Below are 24,567 nucleotides of genomic sequence, written 5' to 3'. Positions count from 1 at the left end.
AGGAAATACATAGATGAGTGAAAAGAAACAGAAATTTGAGACCAGAGCAGCCACAAAACTGCTCAGAAGGGTCATCCAATATATGCTTCATTACTATAAAGTTCCATTTATCATTGTCATTGCCTGTATTTTGATTACAGCCATCGCCACAGTAGTGGGAGCGACCTTCCCGCAGACTCTGGTGGATGATTATATCATGCCGATGCTTCAGAACGGCTCCAGTGACTTCAACGGACTGGCGTCCGACCTGATCCGTCTGGCCTGTATCATGGCAGTAGGCGTTGTCACTGCGTTTTCCTATAACCGTATCATGGTAAATGTGAGCCAGGGAACTATGCTCCATCTGAGGGATGACCTGTTCCACAACATGGAAGCGCTCCCGATCAAATATTTTGATACCCACGCCCACGGCGATATCATGTCCGTGTACACCAACGACGTGGATACCCTGCGGCAGCTGTTAAGCCAGAGTATCCCGCAGATCATCAACTCCGTCATCACCATGGCGGCCACACTGGTGACCATGATCATTTTAAATCCGGCGCTGACAGTGATCTCCATCCTGACGGCCGTTGTCATGCTTCTGGTCACTGCCAATTTCTCGAAGATGTCCGGAAAGTACTACATCCATCAGCAGATGGATCTGGGTGAGGTGGACGGCTTCATCGAGGAAATGCTTGACGGACAGAAAGTGGTCAAAGTGTTCTGCCACGAACAGGCGGCCATTGATGATTTCCATAAAGTCAACGAAAAATTGAGAAACAGCACCAACAAGGCCAACAGCTACGCCAACCTGCTGATGCCGGTCAACGCCAATATCGGCTGGATCAGCTATGCTCTGGTAGCGATCATCGGCGCGATCTTAGGCATCAACGGTCTGGCAGGTGTTACCATCGGTACCGTTATCACCTTTGTGGGTCTGAATAAAAGCTTTACCAACCCGATCACCCAGGTCAGCCAGCAGATCAACTTCGTGGTCAACGCCGCAGCCGGCGCCCAGCGTGTCTTTGACCTGATGGATCAGACTCCGGAAGTGGATGACGGATACGTGGAGCTGGTCAACGCCAAAGAAGATGAAAACGGGAATATCACAGAATCTGAGAAAAGAACCAATCTGTGGGCATGGAAACATCCGCATAAAGCGGACGGCACCGTCACCTATACTAAACTGGAGGGAGCCGTTGTCCTTGACGATGTGGACTTCGGTTATACCGAGGATAAACTGGTGCTCCACAATATCAGCCTCTGGGCGAAACCGGGCCAGAAGATTGCCTTCGTTGGAGCCACCGGCGCAGGTAAGACGACCATCACCAACCTGATAAACCGGTTCTATGATATCGCCGACGGTAAGATCCGTTACGACGGCATCAATATCAATAAAATAAAGAAACAGGATCTGCGGCGGTCTCTGGGTATTGTATTACAGGATACCCATCTGTTCACCGGCACCGTCATGGACAACATCCGTTACGGTAAACTGGACGCCACCGATGAAGAATGTATCAAGGCGGCCAAACTGGCCAACGCCGACGGATTTATCCGGCGTCTGCCGGACGGTTACGATACCATGCTCACCGGCGACGGCGCCAACTTGAGTCAGGGCCAGCGTCAGCTCCTTGCCATCGCCCGTGCAGCTGTGGCCGACCCGCCGGCACTGATTCTTGACGAGGCCACTTCCTCCATTGATACCCGTACTGAGAAATTAGTACAGGATGGTATGGACGCTTTGATGAAGGGACGTACCACCTTTGTCATCGCCCATCGTCTTTCCACAGTCAAAAACTCTGACTGTATCATGGTCATGGAGCAGGGCCGCATTATTGAGAGAGGTACCCACGATGAGCTGATCGCTGCCAAGGGCAAATATTATCAGCTCTATACAGGAAACTTTGCGGAGTAACCGGGTTACTGCTCCCGCATGATTTCATTTTGAGAAGAACGGTGAAGTTCGATCTTGTGCGCAATATCCAGACGAGTGTTCCAGTTTTTGTCGAAATCAGCGGCAAAGTAGCAGGAGTACAGGATATCCAGCAGCAGCTGCACCGACACATTTGTGGAGAAATTGCCGACTTTAGAGTACAGCCGCTCCCGGGTTGTTACATCGAGAATGTAATCCGCGTAGGGACGGACGGCGTTTTCTCCCAGCCCGGTCAGAAGAATGATGGGAACGCCCTTTTCGTGAAGAAGCTGCGCTTCATTCTGAATACGGACGGTGGAACCGGAGTAGGTGACGATGATGGCGCAGTCTTCCGGGGTGGCGGAAAGGGTGGTGCAGAGCTGTTCGGCGTTGTTGGATTCCAGGAGCACGAGTTTTCCGAGGCGCTGCATATTCCTTTTAAAGAATCACAGATCATCTGTGACCACTGTATGCCCTGCGGAATTCCGCGGGGCATCCGTGTTTTTTGGAAAGGAGATGAAGCGTGTGCTTCTGTATATACTGACCGTGTGTCCGGCTTTTCTTGCCGGAATGATACAGGGAGTCACCGGTTTTGGCGCGGGTATTCTTCTGATGCTGTTCTATCCATTTTGTTTTTCTATGGTGCAGTCGACGTTTATGTGCCAGTTTTTGTGTGCCGTTCTCTGTGTTTCCATCGTCTGGCGCTACCGGCATTTTGTGTGCGTCCGCCTGTGTGTCCTGCCGCTGCTTTTTTATTTTCCGGTTTATTTTATTTTCCTGCGGGTGGCCATGGGGCTGAATATGGACGGTCTCAAACCGGTACTGGGAATTTTTCTCATGATCCTTGCGGTATATTTTATCGTGGGAGAAGGGAAGATTCAGATGACCGCCGGGGTAAAGTCTGCGTTTCTCTGCGCGGCCCTGGCCGGAATCATTGACGCCTTCTTTGGTATTGGCGGACCAACCATGGTCATTTATTTCATGGCGGTTCTTGAAGATAAGAAAAAATATCTGGGGACCATTCAGCTCTTTTTTATGATGACGAATCTGTATGGGACAATAATGCGAAGTTTTTCCGGACAGCTGAATCCGGGAATCCTCCTTCCTCTGGCCGTGGGAGCCGCCGCTCTGCTGGTGGGCGCCTGGGCAGGAAGCCGGATTGTGGACAGGATCGATATAGCGAAAATGAAAACATTCGTGTATGGGTTTATCGGCGTTGCCGGGCTCATTACACTGGTAACGGGTCTTTAGGATCGTGTTTCAGGATCCAGAAAGGCAGAAAGGTGTGATGAGAAAACCGGCTGGCAGCTGGACCGGCAAAAAAACGTGCGGAGTCTGCATGATGCAGTCCGCACGTTTTGTCATTTTTATCCTAACTGTTTTAAAACCCAGTCCACATCGTCGGTGGTTTTCAGAGTTTCAAGAAGGGCAGGATCCTCTAAGAGAGTACAGAGTTTTCCGAGAAGATCCAGATGTTCGTCGCCGATGCCGGCGATACCAAATACGAGCTGAGCATCCTCAGAACCGAAATCTACGCCGTCCGGATACTGGAGACATACGATACCGGTTTTCTTTACGGTGTCTTTTGCCTGCGTGGTGCCGTGAGGAATGGCGACTCCCATGCCCATGTAGGTGGAAACCAGTTTTTCCCGTTCCTGCATGGCATCCACATAAGTGTGATCCACGTAGCCCAGTTTCTCCAGAAGTTCGCCCGCAGCCTGGATGGCTTCTTCTTTGGTGACGGATTTCTGTCCCAGTTTGATCCCTTCTTTCACGATCACCTGTTTTTTGATCGGTGTATCCGGGATCACGATATCTGTGTTTTCACCGGCCGGTGCCGCAGGGGCGTCTCCGGTGGTCAGCTGTACGTACAGGGCATCCAGAGCAGGGTCCGCCAGGAAGTTGCCGATGGTGATCAGCTGTGCCTGTGGCGCGGATTTCTTTGCCCGGTCTGCCAGGGTGGTCTGTACGATGGCAATATCACAGTCTGCCGGAATATTGTCCACAGAAGTATTGGTGACGCTGATATCCGGCCGGTCATTTTTGATCCGGTTGCGGAATTTGGTTGCGCCCATGGCGGAAGAGCCCATGCCTGCGTCACAGGCGAAGATGATTTTCCGGATTTCGGAAGAGCGCTCGATGGTTCCCGGAACCACTTTTTCGTTTCCGGACTTCATGGCAGCCATCTCTTCCTGTGCTTCCTCAAGACTCTTGCTGCCTGCCATCCGCACGATCGGCGAGGCGATGGCAAAGGAGATGCCGGTTGCCAGCAGAACACCGATGATCACTTTAAATAAGTCGGAACCTGGCGTCATCATCAGATAAGCGATGATGGATCCGGGTGAAGCAGGTCCCACCAGTCCGCAATCGGTGAAAGAGAACCAGAAGATGGCAGCCATATTTCCCAGGATCGGGGCGATGATAACCAGAGGGTTCATCAGGATGTATGGGAAATAGATTTCGTGGATACCGCCCAGCAGGTGAATGATCACAGCGCCAGGGGCGGAGTCTTTTGTCACTTTGTCTTTACAGAAGAACATGTAGGCTAAGAGAACACCAAGTCCGGGACCCGGGTTTGGCTCCAGCATGTACATGATGGATTTTCCGAATTCTGCTGCCTGTTCGGTGGCAAGAGGGGTGAAAATACCATGGTTGATCGCATTGTTTAAGAACAGTACCTTCGCCGGTTCGATGAAGATGGAAACCAGAGGGAGCAGTCCGTTCTGAACTAGGATATTTACTCCTGCGGAGAGGACAGCGAGAATCGCGCTCATGATCGGGCCGATGAGCACATAGCCGAGCATCGCCAGAAGCATACCGATGATACCGGCGGAAAAGTTATTGATGAGCATCTCGAAACCAGCCGGCATACGGCCGTCCATGAAATCATCAAACTTTTTGATGCAGAAGCCTGCCAGAGGTCCCATGACCATGGCGGCCATCAGCATGGTGATATCGGTGTTGCTCAGAATGGCGCCGATGACAGCGATGGCGCCGACAACACGGCCTCTGTCTCCGCCGATCATCTTTCCGCCGGTGGAAGCGATCAGGATAGGGATCAGGTAGGTGAGCATAGGGCTGACCATGCTGTTAAACCCTTTATTTGGAATCCATCCTGTGTCAATGAAGAGTGCGGCAAGAAAACCGAAGGCAATCAGCGCACCAATGTTCGGCATAACCATTGCCGATAAAAATTTACCAAAACGTTGTACAGTATTTTTCATAAAACCTTCCTCCATTAAATCCCCGTTAATTCCATGGAGAACGGTTCAGCTGAATGGATGCGGGGACATTTACAGGACTTCTACGCCGTACTTCCTGCATTCGTCCAGAAAATCCTCCGGAAGTTTCCCGTCGGAAACGATGATATCGATGTCGGAGAGTCCGCAAAAGCTGAAACTGCATTTCACACCGATTTTTGAGGAATCCATCAGGGCGATTACCTGCTCAGACTGCCGGATGGCTGTCTGCTTTAAGAATGCTTCATCGTTGATGCCGCAGGAGAATCCCACGGAAGGATGAAAGCCGGTAACGCCTAAAAAGGCCTGGTCAAAATTTACGCGCTCCAGTTCTTTGATCGCCAGAAAACCAAAGACGCTCTGACTGTAGCGGTTTAATTTGCCTCCCGGGAGCATGACTGTAGGTTTCTCCAGGTTGGCAAGCTCTGTGGCACAGCTCAGTCCTGTGGTGTAGATCAGATAGGAGTCATCGGGTATCTCCCGCGCCAGCACAGTGGCTGTGCTTCCTGAATCCAGAAAGAAAGTGGTATCCGGGTGAAGCAGTGACAGAGCTTTTTTTGCGATTTCCCGTTTTTCCGGTATATTGCGGACGGATTTCCGGTGCAGGAAATCATCGGTGCCGATGATAACCTGCACAGATTTTGCCCCTCCGTGGATACGGAGAATCTTTTTCTCCTGATCGAGAAGTTTCAGATCCGTGCGCAGTGTCATTTCCGACACATTGGGAAATTCTTTCTTAATCTGAGCAAAACTGACCGTTCCTTTTTCGTTGATCAGCTGAACAATCGCATCTCTGCGCATTTCCATTGAATCCATATATTCCTCCTGTCCGTGCCGGGATAACACGGACAGGTTATCCTGACACTAAATTATTCTGTAATGAAGTTAGCCAGCAGATATTCCTCGGCGTCCGGGCACCACAGACCGTTGTGCGCGTCCACGATATCTGCCAGTTTTATAAGACGTTCGTCTCCCTCGGCCTCCCCTTTGGCACGGAGATCCGTCAATGCAGTCAGAGGCATGGAAAGATGCGTGTAGATCAGCTTCTTGCCCCCCGGAATCTTAGGAAGATTCAGAGTGGTCTCAGCTGCGGCATCCAGACCTCCGATGTGTGTGACCATAACTGCCGGATTGATCCGTCCTTCGGCAGTCAGTTTCAGAGATTCGATCATGTCAGCGGTATTTCCGCCGGTGGTTCCCATGACATGTGTGGAGTTGTAGTGCACATCATAGAAATTGATGGAAGCGCTGAATTGATTGTCGGTCGGACCTGCGAAGAAGTTCAGGCATCCGTCCCGGCCTAAAATAGCGCTGGACTGTGTAACGACAGCGGCAACCGGCGCATAGCACAGAACGTCGTCATAACCGGTGCCTCCGGAGATGCGCATGAGTTCTGCCACCGGGTCATCAAAGTTTCCGGTATTTACAAAATGAAGATCGATCCCGTCTTTTGCGGCTTCTTCCGGCGGGAATAAAGAGGCTGCCCGGTCAAGACGTTCCTGATTTAAGTCTGTGACCACGACCACGGAAGGACGCACATCACGGTGAAGAGCGTAAGTCAGAGCGCCCAGTCCCATCGGGCCTGCTCCTGCCATGATGGCCAGTTTACCCCCTTCTTTAATTCCCATCTGGTGGGTATAAACGCCCATCTTTGTGTGATAAGCGGCATTGAAAGCGCCGATGCTGCAGGACATTGGCTCCGCCAGAGATGCCTCATAATAAGCACGGCCTTTGTATTCAAGAAGACAGCCCAGTTCCATTACTTCGGACGGGATGATGCAGTATGTAGTATCTCCGCCAAAGAACTCATAGGAATATCCAGGGCTCCACATGGTTCCCTTGTAGTTTAAGGCCGGCTGAAGAGTAAATTTCATACCCGGTTTAAACTTATCCTGGTGGTTTCTGCCTACTTTTACGATGTCGCCTGCAAACTCGTGGCCCATAATCGCCGGATGGTCTGCCACGTCCTCATGTACCCGTTTGTGTTCTGTTCCCAGAATCGCGCATTTGTAAGTGGACATGCAGATACTGTCAGATACGACCTTTACTAAAATTTCGTCATCGGTAATCTCCGGAAGTTTAAATTCCTCCAAACGCAGATCATTGGCTCCGTGAAGTCTCACGCCTTTTGCTTTCATAATAAAACTCCTTTCTTTATCATAGTGAAAAAATTAAAAATTTGCAACTGAAAACGACTTGCTAAACAACAGTTCTATATTTCAATCTGATGAAATACCACTTTAGGAAGCAGTTCCTGGATGACCGAATATTCCGCCGCCTGTGTGCCGCTGCACATGACGTTCGCCGCTCCGGTGGCGGTGGAAAGACAGACGGTGTCTGAAAGGCTCATGCCGGCTTCCTCCGCCACAGCCAGAGCGGCCACGACGCTGTCTCCGGCGCCCACGGTGCTGCCCACCGGCACTTTCAGTCCTTCCGCATAAAGGGTTTCTGACCCGGTGACATACAATGCGCCGTCACCGCCCATAGAAACTATGATTTTGGAAATGCCGTATTGCTCCATCAGTTCTCTGGCGGTTTTTGCCAGTTCCTCCGGTGTTGTGAGAGTACGGCCGACCAGAGAGGAAAGCTCATGATTATTGGGCTTGATCAGATATGGGGATGCCATAAGACCGGCCTTTAACAGGTCTCCGTCGGCGTCAAGAATCACTTTGGCGCCCTTCTCCCGGCAGGCCTTTGTCCAGGTGTAGTAGGTATCCTGCGGAGAACCTTTCGGCATGCTTCCGGAAATGACCACAATGTCTTTGGCGGTCAGGTTTTCAAGAAGTTCTTCGAGAAGTTCATGGAGGATCTCCTCTGAGACAGTGACGCCGGGTTCATTGATGTCAGTGTTGGTGTGCTGTACCGGGTCAATGATTTTCATATTGGTCCGGGTCTCCCCTTCCACAAAATGAAAGCTGGTTGTCAGTTCCAGATCCTTCAGCGCCGACAGGATCGCCCGTCCGGTGCCGCCGCCGAGGATTCCTGTGGCAATACTTTTTCCGCCCAGTTTGGCAATGACCTTTGAGACGTTGATCCCTTTGCCGCCCGGGTCCGTCCGCATGGTGGTGATGCGGTTGACCGCGTTGACGGTCAGAGAGGGGATTTCAACAGTCTTGTCAAGGGCCGGATTCAGTGTCACTGTGTAAATCATCTCATACCTCCTTTTGAAATAACAGTTTGTTGATTGTTGTTTCAACAATTATGAGTATAGAATACCATGGATTTTATAAATGTCAACAGTTTTCCTCAATATTTTTTGTGGAAACAACAATTTATGGCTTTTGAAATAACAATTATAATATAATCATGGAATGAATATATACAATCCCGTTTTTTGACGGGGGAAGATAAAAAACGGATGAGGAAAATCGGAAACAGGTATTTAGAGACGGGCGTTCAAAGATTATATGGACAGGCCGGCAGAGTTATTGTAAAATATAAACAGCTAGTGTACTACAACGTTGACGAGAAAGGATGAAAAGTATGAGAAAATCTATCAAAATGGCTGTGTTTGCTGGCGCCGCCTGTGCTTGTATGGCGGGCGCCGGTATGTCCGTGAAAGCCGCGGACAAAGTGGCGATCAATGAAAAGAATTTTGCGCCGGCAGTGATGGAATACGCGCAGAATGCGGATACCAATGAGGACGGTTTCCTTTCTTCGAAGGAAGCGTCAAAAGTGAAAAAGATGCGTTTTGACACACGGCAATATATTGATTCATTTCAGGGCGTCAAATATTTCACTGGATTGAAAAAATTCATTTATGAGGTGGCGGAGTATCAGCAGGACATGACGGCTGCGCCGGACTTGGATCTCAGCGGAATGGACAAATTAGAAAAAGTGACAATATATTCTGAGAGTATGCATATCGGAACCATCAATCTGCAGGACTGTACGAATCTGCAGCAGCTGGCGCTTATTCCTGATTCGGAGCATATGATTTATGTTGACGGTATCAATCTGCAGGGATGCACTAATCTGGATTCCTTTATATGCGGAGGTCAGACAGACCAGATCGATCTGTCCGGGTTAAAAAAGTTAGAGGATGTTATGTTTACCGGTGAAACGGAAACACTGAATCTGGATCGCTGTTCCAAACTGAAAAACATATATATCATCAGCGATACGCTGAAGACATTGTCGCTAAAAGGAGTCAGAAAACTGAAAGGTATCACGGTAAAAGCCCCTTCCCTGGAATCCCTGGATCTGAGTAAAAATAAGAAATTGAAAAACGTGAATTGTCATTATACCCAGATTACTTCTCTGGATCTGAGCGGAAACAAAGATTTAAAGTATTTACATTGCCAGAACAACCGGAAATTAACCAGCCTTGATGTGACCGGATGTACCAGCCTGAGATATCTTCGCTGCCATAATACTGCTCTGACAAAAATCAACGTAAAAACAAACAAAAAGCTTGAAATCTTAGGCTGCAAAAATACGAAAATAACGTCTCTGAAACTCAAAAAGAACAGAAAGTTAAGATTCTTAAATTGTATGGGAACGAAAGTACAGAAGCTGGATCTTTCCAAAACCTGTATCAGGGGGGAAGGCAGACTGCGGTGTGAGAAGACAGTGGATGTTACTTATGCGGCAAGAAAAAAATAAATGTACGGAAGAACATCACAAAAAGAATAAGGAGGGGAACCTATGAAAAAAATGAAGTTACTGCAGGGAATGATTCTGGGAGGATTCCTGTTCCTGGGACTGTTCTTTCTGCCTTCCATTGGAGCGAAAGCGGCGAGTGTGACCATGGATGGCGTACGTTACTGGTTGATAGACTGGGATTCCGAGGCGAAAGGACACGCAGAACTGGACCCGGATTCTGATCTTTCGGAAGTCTACATAAGAAATGAAGTGGAATTCCTCGGTAAATCCTATCCGGTGGATTCGTTCTGGTGGGATGAGGACGACTTTATGGTTGATTCCGATGACTCCTTTGGCAAAGGATGGGGGCAGGCAGATTTAAAAGAAACCAATACCGCCCACGAGTCTCTGAGAAAGATTACGTTTGCTCCGGGCATCACGGTGCAGGGCAGAGCGATCAGCTTTAAAAAACTGGAAGAAGTCGTATTTGAAGGAGAAGTTTCCTATATGGATGAAGTCAGTTATTTTAACTGTCCGAAACTGAAGACAATCGTTCTTCCGTCCAGCTGCGGGGAACCGGTTTACAGATCAGAGTTTGGAATCGATATAAAGAGATGTCCGTCGGTGCAGATTGTCGCAGATGAGTCCAACCCATATTTCCGGGTTATTGATAACGACGTATATTCCAAAGACGGGACCATTCTTTATAACGTGACCAGCAGCGCCAAAAAATACAAGGTGAAAGATTTTGTCCGTCACATCGGGGACTATGCTTTCAATGGAAACAATACGATCCGGTCCGTGACCATGCCGAACTCCGTGCAGACGGTTGGAAGATATGCCTTTGGGGAGATGAAGAAGCTTTCTTCTATCCGCCTGAGCAAGTCCCTCCGGAAGCTGGAGGAGGGTGTGTTCCTCGGTTCAAAGAAGTTAAAGAAGCTGACCCTGCCTAAAAATATCAAGCGATTTGACGGGGATTTCGGCTGGAAAAAGAACAAATTTGAAAAAATAGTAATCCGCACTAAAAATATCAAAAAAGGATTCTTTTACGATCTTTCCAAAAAATGTACGGTGTATGTCCGGAACAAAAAAGTGAAAAAACAGCTTCGGAAATTCGAGTTTGGCGGAAAAATCGTTGTGAAAAAGAAAAAAGGATAAATGGTAAAAGGGCTGCTGCTGGCAGTCCTTTTCCACGTAAAACAAGATATCAAGATATTGAGGATAAATAAGATATATAAAATATCGGACGGGAGGAAGAGAAATAATATGAACATCACAGTGAGAAAATACAATAGGCAGGACCTTTCTTCCATGACGGCCATCTGGAATGAGGTGGTGGAAGAGGGCGCTGCTTTTCCTCAGGAGGAGATGCTCACGGAAGAGACGGGAGAAGAATTTTTCAACAGCCAGAGTTACTGCGGCGTGGCGGAAGACACGGACACAGGAAAGGTGCTGGGCCTTTATATTCTGCATCCCAACAATGTGGGACGCTGCGGCCATATCTGCAACGCCAGCTACGCCGTGGCCTCTGACGTGCGGGGCCGTCACATCGGGGAGCGGCTGGTGAGAGACTGCATCCGTCAGGCTCGTGCCCTTGGATTTAAAGTCCTGCAGTTTAACGCCGTGGTAAAAACCAATGCAGGCGCGCGTCATCTCTACGAAAAGATTGGCTTCACGCAGCTGGGCGTGATTCCCGGCGGGTTCCGGATGAAGGATGGACGGTATGAAGATATCTGTCCTTATTATATAGAAGTATGACGGATTTTCTTGAAAGTAACAGTTCAGCCATGACATCTCGGAAACCCGTTGCTAACGCAACTTACCCGGCGCAATGCGCCTGTTTCCTCGATTATGGCAGAACGCCATATGCCGGGAAAAGAAAAAGAATTTACGAAAGTAACCTTTCGACGCTTCTGTTTCTTTCCCCGACGCATGGCTGAACAGTTAAAAATAAAAATTTGAAATTAATGCTTGACAAGAAAAGCATATAGTGCTAAGTTATCTATAAAGATATTAGCACTCGACATAAATGAGTGCTAATAACTAAGAAAGAAGGGAAACGGTTATGGATCTGGATGAACGGAAGATGAAAATACTGAAGGCAATCATATCTACTTACCTTGAGACTGGTGAGCCTGTTGGAAGCAGAACTATTGCCAGAGATTCCGATTTACATTTAAGTTCTGCAACCATTCGTAATGAGATGGCAGATTTGGAAGAGCTGGGATATATTCTGCAGCCTCATACATCTGCTGGAAGAATTCCTTCTGATTTAGGATACCGTTATTACGTCGACCATCTGATGGAGGAGAAGGAGACCGAGTTTGCCGCCCGTGAGAACGAGATGCGGAAAGAACGCCAGGCGCTCCTGCAGAAGATGGACCGCATGGAGGAAGTCCTTAAAAAGGTAGCGGATGTGCTGGCGGCTAACACCAATTATGCCACGCTGATCACTACACCACAGATTAAGGAGTCCAAGATCAAGTTCATACAGCTTTCCATGGTGGACAGCAGAAGACTTCTGGCTGTCATTGTTTTGGGCAATGACACAGTGAGAAATCTCCTGATGAACATTGAAGATCCTCTTGGCAATGACGAGATTCTTAAGCTCAACATTTTATTGAATTCTTTCCTGCAGGGGCTGACGCTCAAGGATATCAATCTGGAACTGGTGCATACCATGAAGGTGCAGGCAGGAATGCATGCCTCCATTCTGGAAGGCGTTTTTAATGGAATTGTGGAGGCGATACACGAAGCAGACGATATGGAGATATACACCAGCGGAGCCACGAACATGCTCAAGTATCCGGAGCTTATGAGTCCGGATCACACCATGGCACTTCTGGACACCCTGGTAGAGAAAAAAGCTCTTGTGAAGCTTGTGGATGATACAGTAAACCAGGAAGAGCGCCACGGAATCCAGGTTTACATTGGTAATGAGACCCCGGTGCAGACTTTGAAGGACTGCAGTATTGTGACAGCAACATATGAGCTGGAAGAAGGGGGAACCGGAACGGTCGGTATCATCGGACCGAAACGGATGGATTACCAGAAGGTGGTGAGCACTCTGAAGAATCTGACAAATGATCTGGATGAGATATTTAATAATAAATCATAGAAAGGTGGTACTTAAGTGGAAGAGAATAAAAAAAATTTCGACGAAAGTATCGTAGAGGAAACGAATTCTGAAGGTTCTGCAGAAGAACAGCAGGAGGAGACTTCTGAGGAAGCAGTCACAGGAAAAGAAACCGGAGCTGCGGAGGCAGAAGATGACAAAGAATCCAATGAGGCAGGCGGCAAAACAAAAAAGAAATCCGCCAGAGCCCTGGAGATAGAATTAAAGAAAAGTGAAGAAAAGCTTGCCGATATCACGGACAAATATCAGCGGCTCATGGCTGAGTTTGAAAATGCCAGAAAGAGAAATGCCAAAGAGCAGAGCCGCATGTATGATATCGGCGCAAAAGAAGTCCTTGCGAAGCTGCTTCCGGTAGTGGATAACTTCGAAAGAGGTCTCGATGCCCTCTCTGAAGAAGAGAAGGAGGGCGCATTTGCCCAGGGTATTGAAAAGATTTACCAGCAGCTCATGACCGTCTTTGATGAGATCGGCGTGAAAGCAATGGACGCAGCCGGAAAAGAATTCAACCCGGATTTCCACAACGCAGTGATGCATGTGGAAGATGAAGAATTTGGCGAGAACCAGGTTGTGGAAGAATTCCAGAAAGGCTATATGTATAAAGACAGCGTGCTTCGGCACAGCATGGTAAAAGTTGCCAACTAGATTCTGTTTCCGAACAGAGATAATAGATATAGTTGATTTTAGGAGGAATGAATTATGAGTAAGATTATAGGTATTGACTTAGGAACTACGAACTCATGTGTAGCAGTTATGGAAGGTGGTAAACCAGTCGTTATCACCAACGCAGAAGGTATGAGAACAACACCATCTGTTGTGGCATTCACAAAGACAGGAGAAAGAGTTGTCGGTGAACCTGCAAAACGTCAGGCAGTTACCAACGCTGACAAGACTATTTCTTCCATCAAACGTAAGATGGGTACCGATTATAAAGTAGATATTGACGGTAAAAAATATTCTCCACAGGAGATTTCCGCTATGATTTTACAGAAATTAAAATCAGACGCAGAGAACTACCTGGGCGAGAAAGTAACAGAAGCAGTCATCACTGTTCCTGCATATTTCAATGATGCACAGAGACAGGCAACAAAAGATGCCGGAAAGATTGCCGGACTGGATGTAAAACGTATCATCAACGAGCCTACAGCAGCCGCTCTTTCCTATGGTCTTGATAATGAAAGTGAACAGAAGATCATGGTATACGACTTAGGCGGCGGTACCTTTGATGTTTCCATCATCGAGATCGGCGACGGTGTCATCGAAGTACTGGCAACAGCCGGTGATAACCACTTAGGCGGCGATGACTTCGATAATGTGATCACACAGTACATGCTGGATGATTTCAAGGCAAAAGAAGGCGTGGACTTATCCACAGATAAGATGGCAATGCAGAGATTAAAAGAAGCAGCAGAAAAAGCAAAGAAAGAGCTGTCTTCTTCCACAACTACAAACATCAACCTGCCGTTCATCACAGCAACATCCGAAGGACCAAAACACTTTGAGATGAATCTGACCAGAGCTAAATTTAACGAGCTGACTGCTCATCTGGTAGAGAGAACAGTAACACCTGTTACAACAGCATTAAAAGATGCAGGTCTTACAGCCAGTGATTTAAGTAAAGTATTACTGGTCGGCGGTTCCACAAGAATCCCGGCTGTACAGGATAAAGTAAAACAGCTGACAGGCAAAGAGCCATTCAAGGGAATCAACCCGGATGAATGTGTAGCCATCGGTGCTTCCATTCAGGGCGGCAAGCTGGCCGGAGATGCCGGTGCAGGCGATATCCTCTTACTGGATGTTACTCCACTGTCCTTATCCATTGAGACCATGGGCGGCGTTGCCACAAGACTGATCGAGCGTAACACTACTATCCCTACCAAGAAGAGCCAGATCTTCTCCACAGCTGAGGATAATCAGACAGCCGTTGATATCCACGTTGTACAAGGTGAGAGACAGTTCGCAAGAGATAACAAGACTTTAGGCCAGTTCCGTCTGGATGGTATCCCACCAGCACGGAGAGGTGTACCTCAGATCGAAGTTACCTTTGATATCGATGCCAACGGTATCGTAAATGTATCTGCAAAAGACCTGGGAACAGGAAAAGAGCAGCACATCACCATCACAGCAGGTTCCAACATGTCTGAGGAAGATATCGATAAAGCTGTAAAAGAAGCAGCAGAATACGAAGCTCAGGATAAGAAGAAAAAAGAAGCCATCGACGCAAGAAATGATGCGGACAACATGGTATTCCAGACAGAGAAGGCACTGGAAGAAGCCGGTGACAAGATCAGCGATTCCGAGAAGACAACCGTTCAGGCTGACATCACAAAAGTAAAAGAGATTCTGGACCGCACCACACCGGACAACATGACCGATGCCGATGTATCTGAGATCAACGAAGCAAAAGAACAGCTGATGAAAGATGCGCAGTCCTTATTTGCAAAAATGTATGAGCAGGCTCAGCAGGGCGCTCAGGGAGGCCCTCAGGCAGCTCCTGGCGGAGACGCCAATGCAACTTACAATGCAGATGATGTGGTTGACGCAGATTACAAAGAAGTTTAATACCGGAAATCAGTACAATGATACAGGAAGAGGAGACGGGGCTGCCCTGTCCCCTCTTCCCTTGTCGTTCATTTGGAGGATAGTATGGCAGAGAAAAGAGATTATTACGAGGTTCTGGGCGTCAGTAAAAACGCCACAGCAGATGAAATAAAGCATGCCTACCGTAAGGTGGCAAAGAAATATCATCCTGACATGAATCCGGGTGACAAAAATGCGGAAGAAAAGTTCAAGGAAGCTTCAGAAGCTTATGAAGTGCTGAGCGATCCGGAGAAGAAAGCCCGCTATGACCAGTTTGGCCATGCAGCCTTTGAGCAGGGCGGCGGAGCCGGCGGTTTTGGCGGTTTCGATTTCGGCAGCGGCGATATGGGCGATATTTTCGGTGATATTTTTGGTGACTTCTTTGGCGGCGGTAGCCGCAGCAACGCCAGAAGAAACGGACCGAGGCAGGGAGCCAACCTGCGGGCGGCTGTCCGCATTACCTTTGACGAGGCCATCCGCGGCGTAGATAAAGAGCTGGAAATTACATTAAAAGAGAAATGTAACACCTGTGGAGGTACGGGAGCAAAACCGGGGACCAGTCCGGAGACCTGTTCCAAATGTAACGGAACCGGCCAGGTGGTTTATACCCAGCAGTCCATGTTTGGTATGGTAAGAAATGTACAGCCGTGTCCGGATTGTAACGGAACCGGCCAGGTGATCCGGTATAAATGTCCGGATTGTTCCGGTACAGGATACATCAAGGTGCGCAAGAAGATCAAAGTGCCGATTCCGGCAGGTATCGACAATGGCCAGAGTGTCAGAATCCGTGAAAAAGGCGAGCCGGGTATCAACGGCGGTCCAAGGGGAGATCTTCTTGTCAATGTCAACGTATCCCGTCATCCGAAGTTCCAGAGACAGGAATACGATATCTTTTCCACGGAACCGATTACCTTTGCTCAGGCAGCGCTGGGCGCTACCATCAAGATTGATACGGTGGACGGTCCGATGGAATACACCATCAAACCGGGAACTCAGACAGATACGAAGATCCGCCTGAAGAATAAGGGTGTTCCAAGTCTCAGAAATAAGAATCTCCGGGGAAATCATTTTGTTACTCTCGTAGTACAGGTGCCGGAGCGCATGACAGAGGCACAGAAAGAAGCGCTGCGCCGCTTCCAGGAGGCTATGGGAGAAGTGCCGGCAGCGGATTCCGCCGCTTCCGAGACGGCAAAACCGGAACATGAAAAGCATGAAAAGCATGAAAGGAAGGGCTTTTTTGGCGGAAAGAAAAAGAAATAGCGGGAAGGCCGAAGGGGCATCCTGTGAAAATAATAGATAACGATTATGGTACCGTCGGTTTTTTGACCGGCGGTATTTACTGTTATAACAGGAAAGTGCTATAATGAAACACAGTCTACAGAAAACAGAGGAACAGAACAATGAAAGAAAAGGAGAAGAAATTTCCAATATTTCGTAAATTATATGGACTGCTGGACAGAAGACAGAAGATTACTTTCCTGTTTATCATCTGCATCATGGTGATTTCAGCCGGATTGTCACAGATGACGCCGACAGCGATCGGCTGGCTCACCGATGATATTCTGCTTCATGACCGGATCGCGTTTATCAAAGTGATTCCGTTTCTGCTGTTCATTTTGGTGGTGAACGTCGCCAACGAGCTTATTAAGATTTTGAGAAGAGTGATGGTGGAAGATACGGCCACAAAGACCGAAAAGAAAGCCAGAGGTCTGGTTCTTGTCTCATTGTTAAAGGCACCCCTTTCCTACTTTAAAGAAAATATGACCGGAAATATACACGGCAGGCTGAACCGGTGTCTGGAAGGTACGGTAAAGCTTGAGAAACTTTTGTTCATGGATTTTGCTCCGGCGATTTTTAACAGTATCGCGGCAATCGTGACCATATTCTGCACCCTGCCGGTCATTCTGGTGCTGCCGATGTTATTGGTGATTCCCATAGGAACACTCATCGTGTTCCGGCAGATCAGCACCCAGCGGGGCATACGGGTGGAGCTTCTGGAGACGAAGTCCGCCATGGACGGAACGATCGTGGAGCTGCTGAACGGTATTGAAGTGATACGGATTATGGACAGTGTGGACATTGAGAAAAGACGTTTCGGGCAGAAGTCAGAATATCTGAGAAAAAAAGAAATGCGCCATCATATACAGATGGCTAAGTATGACTGTTTTAAATTTATCAACGAGGCGGTCTTCACGGTACTCATGATCGGAACTTCCACTTTTCTTGCCACGGAGGGCGTCATCAGCGTCGGAAGCGTTCTGACGGCGTATCTGTGTTTTACTCAGCTGATCACGCCGCTGAAAGAACTGCACCGGATTCTTGACGAGTTGTCGGAATCCATGGTTCTGGCAGAAGACTTTTTCCGGATGATGGATCTGCCCTGCGACTTTTCCTATGCGCTTCCCGCCCGGGCGGAAGAGGAAAATGCCCCGATGCAGGAGACGAAGGACAGCGTTCTGGTGAGGAATCTCACATTTGCTTACAAGGAAGAGGAACCGGTGCTTTGCCATATCAATCTGGCAGTGAAGAAAGGAAGCTTTCTCGGAATCGCGGGCCCCAGCGGCTGTGGGAAGTCGACTTTTATCAAGGCTCTCTGTAAAATGGAACAGTGCGGGGGAGAAATCTATATCAACGGAAGAGAGATCCGTGCCCTGTCAAGGAAGGATATCGCCAGAGATATCGCGCTGGTGCCGCAGAGTCCGTTCCTCATTGCCGGAACTGTTTATGATAACATCTGTTACGGTCTGGACGGGGAAATTCCTCTGGCGGATGTGGAAGCCGCCGCAAAGAAGGCTTACATATATGATTTTATTCAGTCTCTTCCGGAGAAATTTGATACCCTGGTGGCCGAAGGCGGAGGAAATCTGTCCGGAGGACAGCGGCAGAGAATTGCCATCGCCCGGATCTTTCTCCGTAAACCGGAGATCCTGATTCTTGATGAGGCGACCTCGGCCCTTGATAACACTTCGGAAAAACATATCCAGGTGGAGATCGAAAAGCTCATGAAGGAGACGCCGATGACGGTCATCTCCATCGCCCACCGGCTCACGACCCTGAAAAACTGCGATACCATCTTGGTATTTGATAAGGGACAGATTGTACAGGAAGGAAAATATGGCGAACTGATTGAGCGGGAAGGCATTTTCAGCGACATGTATCACGGCAGATTGAAATAAAAAGTGTTTTTACGATGAAAATATATCTGCGATCTTGTTTATGTTATAGCACAAAAAAATGTATTTTCGTTCAGGCTTATGTTACAATAAGGTATACTTGTGAAAAAACAGGAAATCCTATTTTACAGAAGACAAGGAAGGAGATTTATATATGTCAATGATAAAGATTACAACAGATAATTTTAAGGAAAATGTACTGGAAGGAGCAAAACCGGCGCTGGTGGAGTTCTCCGCACCGTGGTGTACTTACTGCCGCCGCATCGGACCGGCCATGAAAAAGATCGCGGAGCAGTACGCGGACAGGATGATCATTGGGGAGATCAATATTGATGAGCAGGAAGCGCTGGCGGAAGAATATAAGGTGGAAGTGATTCCTACTCTGATGGTTTTTAAGGATGGAAAGATGCTGGGAAGCATCACTGCCCCGGATTCCAAGGCCAAAATCGAAGCGTTTATCGCAGAGCATCTGGGATAAATATAAAGAGAAGGAGGATATGCATATGGAACATCTCTATGACGTTGTGATCATCGGCGGCGGGCCGGGTGGCTATACGGCAGCCCTCTACTGTGCCCGTGCCGGCATGGATACATTGATTATCGAGAAATTGTCCGCCGGCGGACAGATGGCTCTCACCAGCCAGATCGACAACTATCCGGGATTCGATGAGGGAATCGACGGCTTTGAGCTGGGAGAGAAAATGCAGCAGGGAGCGGAGCGCTTTGGCGCAAAGACGGAACTGGCAGAGGTGGAGAGTGTGCAGCTCTCCGGCGATGTGAAAGAGATTGTCACCAGTGAGGGAACATTCAAAAGCCGCACGGTGGTCATCGCCACCGGAGCAACGCCGCGGGAGCTGGGAATTGCGGATGAGGCGAAGCTGGTGGGAAGAGGCGTCAACTACTGCGCCGCCTGCGACGGCATGTTTTATAAAGGCAAAACCGTGGCGGTCATCGGCGGCGGCAATTCAGCCGCGGGAGACGCTCTTTTGTTATCAAAAATCTGTGAAAAAGTTGTGATTGTTCACAGAAGAGACACACTCCGGGCGGAAAAGATTTATCACACTCCGCTGATGCAGGCAGAAAACGTGGAATTCTGCTGGAACAGCACCGTGGAAGCATTCCTGTACGAAGATAAGGTAAATGGAATCCGCGTAAAAAATAAACTGACCGGGGAAGAAAAGGATATCGCCTGCGACGGTGTCTTTGTGAGCATCGGCCGTTCTCCGGCCACAGAATTGTTCCGGGGACAGGTGGATATGGATAAGGCCGGCTACATCGTTGCCGATGAGACTACCAAAACCAGTCTGCCGGGTGTTTTCGCAGTAGGCGATGTGCGAACCAAAGCGATGCGTCAGGTGATCACTGCCGCCGCTGACGGGGCAGTGGCCTCACATTTCATCGAGGAATATCTGGCGGAACAGGAACAGTAACTGCCGTTATCGGTTTGATGAACGGGACAGCCAGATAAATCTGCCTGCGAAGCAGGCGGATAAATGGTGAAGCTTGTATAAATAAGGAATAGGAAAGAAGATAAATATGAAATGGAATAAGATTACAATCGAGACAACGACGGCGGCCGAAGACATGTTAAGTTACGAGCTGCAGGAAATGGGCATCGAGGGAGTGGAAGTGGAAGACCACGTGCCGCTCTCCGAAGAAGACCGGAAGATCATGTATGTGGATCTTCTTCCGGACGAGATCGCTCCGGATGACGGCACCGCAAAAATCTCCTGTTACATCGACGAGAAAGAGAATCTCGATGAGATGCTGGATAAAATCCGCGCCAAAATCGAAGAACTCTCTGCGTTTATGCCGATGGGAACGGGAAAGATCACCCTGGGAACCACAGAGGAAGAAGACTGGATCAATAACTGGAAGGCGTTTTTCAAACCGTTCCGTCTGGACGGCAACATCGTCATCAAACCGACCTGGGAGACACTCACGGACCAGAAAGACGATGACATTGTCATCGAGATCGACCCGGGCACGGCTTTCGGCAGCGGCTCCCACGAGACAACGAAGCTGTGCATTTCTCAGCTGAAAAAATACATAAAGCCGGACACCGAGCTTCTGGATGTGGGTACCGGCAGCGGCATCCTCTCTATCATCGGACTGAAACTGGGTGCCCGCCACGCCATGGCCACGGACATTGATCCCAACGCCATCCGCGCCACAGAAGAGAACTTTGCCATCAACGGTGTGACCGAACAGGCGGAAGTACACCGGGTCAATATCCTGGATGAATCCGAGGCCATGGAATTCTACGAGAACAACCACGGAAAACGCTACGATGTGGTGGTGGCAAATATCCTCGCGGACGTCATCATCCCTCTTTCCGGTATCGTGACGCCGCTCCTTACCGACGACGGCGTCTTTATCACCTCCGGTATCATCAATACCATGGAGGAAGCCGTGAAAGAAGCCATGCTCGCCAACAATTTTGAGATCCTGGAGATCCACCACATGAAAGACTGGGTGAGCATCACGGCAAAGCCGAAACGATAAAATATACGAAGAAGATAAAGAATAAAAAAGAAAGAGACAGTCCGGTAGAAAATTCGGATTAAAAGATTGCGCCTCCTTTTCTAAAGTAGTAAAATGAAGCTATATTTAGAAAGGGGGCGTTTTTGTGGCAAAAAAATTTAATGTGAACGGGGTCTGCAGACCGGATCTTCACTACATGGTCGATCTTTCTTCCAGACTGGCCGCCATCAAAGAAATGGTGGAAGAGGGAGCATATTTCACGATAAATAAGGCGCGTCAGTATGGAAAGACAACCATACTGCGGGCATTGGCACATTTTCTTCAGGAAGAATATGTGGTCGTGAGTCTTGACTTTCAGAGAATGAGCTCCCTTTCTTTTCAGGATGAGCAGAAGTTTGTGGCTTCCTTTTCTGAGGAACTGCTGTATGCGGTAAAGGATTTTCCGCAGGAGATTGAGAAACGGCTCTGTGCATATGCGGAAGGAACTGCCAGACTGAATTCGCTGCAATCGTTATTCCGTGTCCTGTCCCTGTGGTGTGCCGGGACAGAGAAGCCAATCGTTCTCATTATTGATGAAGTGGACACGGCGACCAATAATCAGGTTTTCGTGGATTTCCTTGCGCAGCTGCGAGCGGCCTACCTTTCCCGTGACCTGACGCCGACCTTCCAGTCCGTCATCCTCGCCGGCGTATACAACATTCAAAACATGAAAAGAAAACTTCGTGAGGACGAGGAACATAAGCAGAACAGTCCCTGGAATATTGCGGCTGATTTTGATGTGGAAATGAGTTTTTCAACGGAAGATATCTCCAGTATGCTTCGTGAATACGAGCAGGACTACCATACCGGTATGGATATACAAAAAATGGCAGGACTTCTTTACGATTATACGTCAGGATACCCTTTTCTGGTGTCGAGACTTTGCAAACTGATGGATGAAAAACTGGCAGGGACAAAAGAATTTCCCTCCGAACAATCTGTCTGGACAAAACAGGGATTTCTGGAAGCGGTAAAACTTCTGCTTGCGGAAAAGAATTCTTTGTTTGACTCTCTGATAGGGAAACTTAATGACTATCCGGACTTAAAAAGAATGGTATACCAGCTTCTCTTTCAGGGACAGACAATCACCTATAATGCCGATGACTCAGCCACAGATATGCTGCTGATGTTCGGTTTTGTGAAGGTGGAGCAGGAAACATTGCAGATTGCCAACCGTATATTTGAGACTCGTTTATACAATTATTTTCTGTCATTGCCGGAGGTACAGAACGGGGAAATGTACCGGCTGGCGCTTTGGAATAAGAATCAGGCTACTTGACACAGCCTGGTCTCTATGTTATGATTTCCGAAATTGAGCACAAAAGCTATGATAAGAAATAGTAAGCATCCTGGATTTTCAGAGAGAGGGCGGCTGGTGCGAGCCCTTAATGAAAGGATGCCCAACCGGTCTTTGAGCTGTGGGCCGAAGTAATAGTAAGCCTTGCCGGGTTCTCCCGTTACAGAGATATGGCATCGGATGATTTCCTGTGCCGGAGAGTGCAGATTCTATCTGAATGCAGGTGGTACCACGGACTTATGTATAGTTCGCCCTGGGTTGACATGACGTCAGCCCGGGGCTTTTTTGGTATGACGGGCATGCCGTCAGTCTGTGGTGAAAGTCCACAAGGGGCGTAGTTGCCGACGAACCCCATAGCGACTCCCAAGGTTTACATCGTGAGGTGTGGGTGAGAAGAAGGGATAGCGAAATCGTAGCCTGACGAACAGAAACCTGATATAAGGCGTACATGGCGGATAAGCTAGCCAAACGTAGCGAAGTCCTAAAGGCAACCGTAACCCATGTGCGTAAATCAGGCAGGTAGACGAGGAAAGACTGACAGGCTTATCCCGCGAGGTCTCACAGACGGTGAAATCCACTGTAGTAACAACGAACTGTGAGAAGTCAGCAGAAGCCGTAATAGGCAAGGCCCTGAAATGGACGTTGCTGAAGGGCCGAACAATGTAACCGTGTAATCAAATGTATGCTCCATGGAATACCTGACAGCAGGAAGGGCAAAACGTAAATGAGCAGGTACTGCATAACTTAGGGTGAATCCATGGAAACGGAAAGGAGAAAGCACACAAGGCAATGTCAGAACTGTTGGAAAAGATACTTTCTAAAGACAACATGAACACCGCATACAAAAGAGTCTGTGCCAATAAAGGTGCAGGAGGAGTGGATGAGGTAACGATTGAAGAACTCGGCGACTATATCAAAGAGAACTGGGAGAGTATCAGGAATCAAATCAGGAACAGGAAGTACAAACCCCAGCCGGTCAGGAGAGCGGAAATACCGAAACCGAACGGCGGAGTGAGAAAACTGGGAATCCCGACCGTAATGGACCGGGTGATTCAGCAAGGTATCGTGCAGGTAATAAGTCCCATGTGTGAGCCGCTGTTTTCGGAATGGAGCTATGGCTTTAGACCGAACAGGAGCTGTGAAATGGCAATCCGGCAACTGCTCGTATATCTAAACGAGGGTTATGAATGGATAGTAGATATCGACCTGGAGAAATTCTTTGATAATGTACCACAGGATAGATTGATGAGCCTGGTCCACAACATTATCAACGATGGCGATACGGAATCCCTAATCCGCAGGTATCTGAAAGCAGGAGTCATGACACCGCAGGGTTACGAGGAAACAAAACTCGGGACCCCACAAGGCGGAAACCTGTCGCCGCTGCTGTCAAACATCATGCTGAATGAACTGGATAAGGAGTTGGAGACAAGAGGGCTCCGGTTCACAAGATACGCAGATGACTGTGTGATAGCGGTCAAAAGCGAATCGAGTGCAAAAAGAGTGATGCGGACGGTATCAGATTGGATACAGAGGAAACTGGGGTTAAAGGTCAATATGACTAAGACCCACATCACAAGACCGCTGAAGCTGAAATATCTTGGTTTCGGATTCTACAAGGACAGCAAGACAAAAGAATGGAAGAGCAGACCTCACCAGGAATCTGTGAAGAAATTCAAAGACAGGCTAAAAGAACTGACTTGTAGGAAGATGCCGGGAACAGTCAAGAGCAAGATTGAGAAAATCAATCAGGTAACGAGAGGGTGGATCAACTACTATGCCCTTGGTTCCATGAAAACGGTAATGACAGAGATAGACGCACACTTAAGGACAAGACTCAGAGTCATCATCTGGAAACAGTGGAAAGTACCAAGCAAGAGACAATGGGGATTGCAGAAACTAGGGATTGGAAAAGACCTTGCAAGATTGACAGCGTACTGTGGAGACCGCTATTACTGGGTGGCGACTAAGACATGCATTGTAAGGGCAATCTCAAAAGGAGTATTAGCTAGAGCAGGGCTTATAAGCTGCCTTGACTATTACAATGAGCGTCATGCTTTGAAGTTATGTTGAACCGCCGTATGCCGAACGGCATGTACGGTGGTGTGAGAGGGGAGAGAAAATCTCCCCTACTCGATTTT

At 48.4% G+C, this 24,567-nt stretch carries 20 protein-coding genes and 1 other annotated feature; of the genes, 15 read left to right on the top strand and 5 right to left on the bottom strand.

What is annotated here, in order from left to right; translation table 11 throughout:
* The first annotated feature begins 13 nt into the window (after nt 1-13).
* Nucleotides 14-1,900 carry an ABC transporter ATP-binding protein gene (locus tag B5E53_RS01975; RefSeq protein ID WP_087312269.1) on the top strand — a complete coding sequence of 629 codons (1,887 nt, stop codon included), beginning with the start codon at nt 14-16 and terminating at the stop codon, nt 1,898-1,900.
* A gap of 5 nt (nt 1,901-1,905) precedes the next feature.
* Here the strand turns inward: B5E53_RS01975 and B5E53_RS01970 are convergent, their stop codons facing one another.
* Entirely contained in the window at nt 1,906-2,328 is a 423-nt protein-coding gene (locus tag B5E53_RS01970; RefSeq protein WP_087312613.1) for an SIS domain-containing protein, read from the bottom strand.
* A 94-nt stretch (nt 2,329-2,422) separates the two neighbouring features.
* Here B5E53_RS01970 and B5E53_RS01965 point away from each other — a divergent pair, with 94 nt between their 5' ends.
* Nucleotides 2,423-3,148 carry a sulfite exporter TauE/SafE family protein gene (locus B5E53_RS01965; protein WP_162611745.1) on the top strand — a complete coding sequence of 242 codons (726 nt, stop codon included), beginning with the start codon at nt 2,423-2,425 and terminating at the stop codon, nt 3,146-3,148.
* A 116-nt stretch (nt 3,149-3,264) separates the two neighbouring features.
* Here B5E53_RS01965 and B5E53_RS01960 read toward each other — a convergent pair whose 3' ends face one another.
* The 4 genes from B5E53_RS01960 to pfkB form a co-directional block, all read right to left on the bottom strand.
* On the bottom strand, nt 3,265-5,121 hold the full coding sequence (locus tag B5E53_RS01960; protein WP_087312265.1) for a PTS mannitol transporter subunit IICBA: 1,857 nt from the start codon (nt 5,119-5,121) through the stop codon (nt 3,265-3,267).
* 69 nt (nt 5,122-5,190) lie between these two features.
* Nucleotides 5,191-5,952 (bottom strand): DeoR/GlpR family DNA-binding transcription regulator, encoded by a 762-nt coding sequence (locus B5E53_RS01955; protein ID WP_087312263.1) that lies wholly within the window; start codon nt 5,950-5,952, stop codon nt 5,191-5,193.
* Nucleotides 5,953-6,005: 53 nt separating this feature from the next.
* A complete protein-coding gene (locus B5E53_RS01950) occupies nt 6,006-7,274 on the bottom strand; it encodes a zinc-binding dehydrogenase (protein WP_087312261.1) in 1,269 nt (422 codons plus the stop codon).
* Between the two features lie 74 nt (nt 7,275-7,348).
* Nucleotides 7,349-8,287, bottom strand: coding sequence for a 1-phosphofructokinase (pfkB, locus tag B5E53_RS01945; RefSeq protein ID WP_087312258.1), 939 nt, complete (start codon nt 8,285-8,287; stop codon nt 7,349-7,351).
* A gap of 332 nt (nt 8,288-8,619) precedes the next feature.
* Between pfkB and B5E53_RS01940 the strand changes: the two genes are divergently transcribed.
* The 13 genes from B5E53_RS01940 (at nt 8,620) to ltrA (ending at nt 24,499) form a co-directional block, all read left to right on the top strand.
* Nucleotides 8,620-9,741, top strand: coding sequence for a hypothetical protein (locus B5E53_RS01940; RefSeq protein WP_087312256.1), 1,122 nt, complete (start codon nt 8,620-8,622; stop codon nt 9,739-9,741).
* A 42-nt stretch (nt 9,742-9,783) separates the two neighbouring features.
* Entirely contained in the window at nt 9,784-10,878 is a 1,095-nt protein-coding gene (locus tag B5E53_RS01935; protein ID WP_087312254.1) for a leucine-rich repeat protein, read from the top strand.
* Between the two features lie 108 nt (nt 10,879-10,986).
* A complete protein-coding gene (locus tag B5E53_RS01930) occupies nt 10,987-11,478 on the top strand; it encodes a GNAT family N-acetyltransferase (RefSeq protein WP_087312612.1) in 492 nt (163 codons plus the stop codon).
* A gap of 307 nt (nt 11,479-11,785) precedes the next feature.
* Complete coding sequence (gene hrcA, locus B5E53_RS01925) at nt 11,786-12,838, top strand: heat-inducible transcriptional repressor HrcA (RefSeq protein ID WP_087312251.1); 1,053 nt, start codon at nt 11,786-11,788, stop codon at nt 12,836-12,838.
* Nucleotides 12,839-12,853: 15 nt separating this feature from the next.
* The gene (gene grpE, locus B5E53_RS01920; protein WP_087312249.1) at nt 12,854-13,498 is read left to right on the top strand and encodes a nucleotide exchange factor GrpE; all 645 of its coding nucleotides are present in this window, start codon (nt 12,854-12,856) and stop codon (nt 13,496-13,498) included.
* Between the two features lie 54 nt (nt 13,499-13,552).
* The gene (gene dnaK / locus B5E53_RS01915) at nt 13,553-15,415 is read left to right on the top strand and encodes a molecular chaperone DnaK (protein WP_087312247.1); all 1,863 of its coding nucleotides are present in this window, start codon (nt 13,553-13,555) and stop codon (nt 15,413-15,415) included.
* Nucleotides 15,416-15,499: 84 nt separating this feature from the next.
* Complete coding sequence (gene dnaJ, locus B5E53_RS01910; protein WP_087312245.1) at nt 15,500-16,693, top strand: molecular chaperone DnaJ; 1,194 nt, start codon at nt 15,500-15,502, stop codon at nt 16,691-16,693.
* A gap of 140 nt (nt 16,694-16,833) precedes the next feature.
* The gene (locus B5E53_RS01905; protein WP_087312243.1) at nt 16,834-18,609 is read left to right on the top strand and encodes an ABC transporter ATP-binding protein; all 1,776 of its coding nucleotides are present in this window, start codon (nt 16,834-16,836) and stop codon (nt 18,607-18,609) included.
* Between the two features lie 151 nt (nt 18,610-18,760).
* The gene (locus B5E53_RS01900; RefSeq protein ID WP_087312241.1) at nt 18,761-19,084 is read left to right on the top strand and encodes a thioredoxin family protein; all 324 of its coding nucleotides are present in this window, start codon (nt 18,761-18,763) and stop codon (nt 19,082-19,084) included.
* 19 nt (nt 19,085-19,103) lie between these two features.
* The gene (gene trxB, locus B5E53_RS01895; RefSeq protein ID WP_087312240.1) at nt 19,104-20,036 is read left to right on the top strand and encodes a thioredoxin-disulfide reductase; all 933 of its coding nucleotides are present in this window, start codon (nt 19,104-19,106) and stop codon (nt 20,034-20,036) included.
* A gap of 106 nt (nt 20,037-20,142) precedes the next feature.
* A complete protein-coding gene (prmA, locus tag B5E53_RS01890; protein WP_087312238.1) occupies nt 20,143-21,111 on the top strand; it encodes a 50S ribosomal protein L11 methyltransferase in 969 nt (322 codons plus the stop codon).
* Between the two features lie 124 nt (nt 21,112-21,235).
* On the top strand, nt 21,236-22,408 hold the full coding sequence (locus B5E53_RS01885) for an AAA-like domain-containing protein (protein WP_087312236.1): 1,173 nt from the start codon (nt 21,236-21,238) through the stop codon (nt 22,406-22,408).
* 39 nt (nt 22,409-22,447) lie between these two features.
* Nucleotides 22,448-22,685, top strand: a binding site (T-box leader).
* Nucleotides 22,686-23,215: 530 nt separating this feature from the next.
* Nucleotides 23,216-24,499, top strand: a complete 1,284-nt coding sequence (gene ltrA / locus B5E53_RS01880; protein ID WP_087312234.1) for a group II intron reverse transcriptase/maturase — start codon at nt 23,216-23,218, stop codon at nt 24,497-24,499.
* Nucleotides 24,500-24,567 lie beyond the last annotated feature (68 nt).

Source organism: Eubacterium sp. An11, assembly GCF_002161065.1.
GTDB lineage: Bacteria > Bacillota > Clostridia > Lachnospirales > Lachnospiraceae > Anaerobutyricum > Anaerobutyricum faecale.
Note: the sequence above shows the minus strand (reverse complement) of the source record. Positions and strands in the feature narration are given on the sequence as shown.

Coding starts and splice junctions, on each gene's coding strand:
- B5E53_RS01930 (WP_087312612.1), top strand. CDS start 10,987: ATGAACATCACAGTGAGAAAATACAATAGGCAGGACCTTTCTTCCATG.
- B5E53_RS01975 (WP_087312269.1), top strand. CDS start 14: ATGAGTGAAAAGAAACAGAAATTTGAGACCAGAGCAGCCACAAAACTG.
- B5E53_RS01935 (WP_087312254.1), top strand. CDS start 9,784: ATGAAAAAAATGAAGTTACTGCAGGGAATGATTCTGGGAGGATTCCTG.
- hrcA (WP_087312251.1), top strand. CDS start 11,786: ATGGATCTGGATGAACGGAAGATGAAAATACTGAAGGCAATCATATCT.
- dnaJ (WP_087312245.1), top strand. CDS start 15,500: ATGGCAGAGAAAAGAGATTATTACGAGGTTCTGGGCGTCAGTAAAAAC.
- B5E53_RS01955 (WP_087312263.1), bottom strand. CDS start 5,952: ATGGATTCAATGGAAATGCGCAGAGATGCGATTGTTCAGCTGATCAAC.
- trxB (WP_087312240.1), top strand. CDS start 19,104: ATGCATATGGAACATCTCTATGACGTTGTGATCATCGGCGGCGGGCCG.
- dnaK (WP_087312247.1), top strand. CDS start 13,553: ATGAGTAAGATTATAGGTATTGACTTAGGAACTACGAACTCATGTGTA.
- B5E53_RS01960 (WP_087312265.1), bottom strand. CDS start 5,121: ATGAAAAATACTGTACAACGTTTTGGTAAATTTTTATCGGCAATGGTT.
- pfkB (WP_087312258.1), bottom strand. CDS start 8,287: ATGATTTACACAGTGACACTGAATCCGGCCCTTGACAAGACTGTTGAA.
- ltrA (WP_087312234.1), top strand. CDS start 23,216: ATGTCAGAACTGTTGGAAAAGATACTTTCTAAAGACAACATGAACACC.
- prmA (WP_087312238.1), top strand. CDS start 20,143: ATGAAATGGAATAAGATTACAATCGAGACAACGACGGCGGCCGAAGAC.
- B5E53_RS01940 (WP_087312256.1), top strand. CDS start 8,620: ATGAGAAAATCTATCAAAATGGCTGTGTTTGCTGGCGCCGCCTGTGCT.
- B5E53_RS01905 (WP_087312243.1), top strand. CDS start 16,834: ATGAAAGAAAAGGAGAAGAAATTTCCAATATTTCGTAAATTATATGGA.
- B5E53_RS01950 (WP_087312261.1), bottom strand. CDS start 7,274: ATGAAAGCAAAAGGCGTGAGACTTCACGGAGCCAATGATCTGCGTTTG.
- B5E53_RS01970 (WP_087312613.1), bottom strand. CDS start 2,328: ATGCAGCGCCTCGGAAAACTCGTGCTCCTGGAATCCAACAACGCCGAA.
- B5E53_RS01900 (WP_087312241.1), top strand. CDS start 18,761: ATGTCAATGATAAAGATTACAACAGATAATTTTAAGGAAAATGTACTG.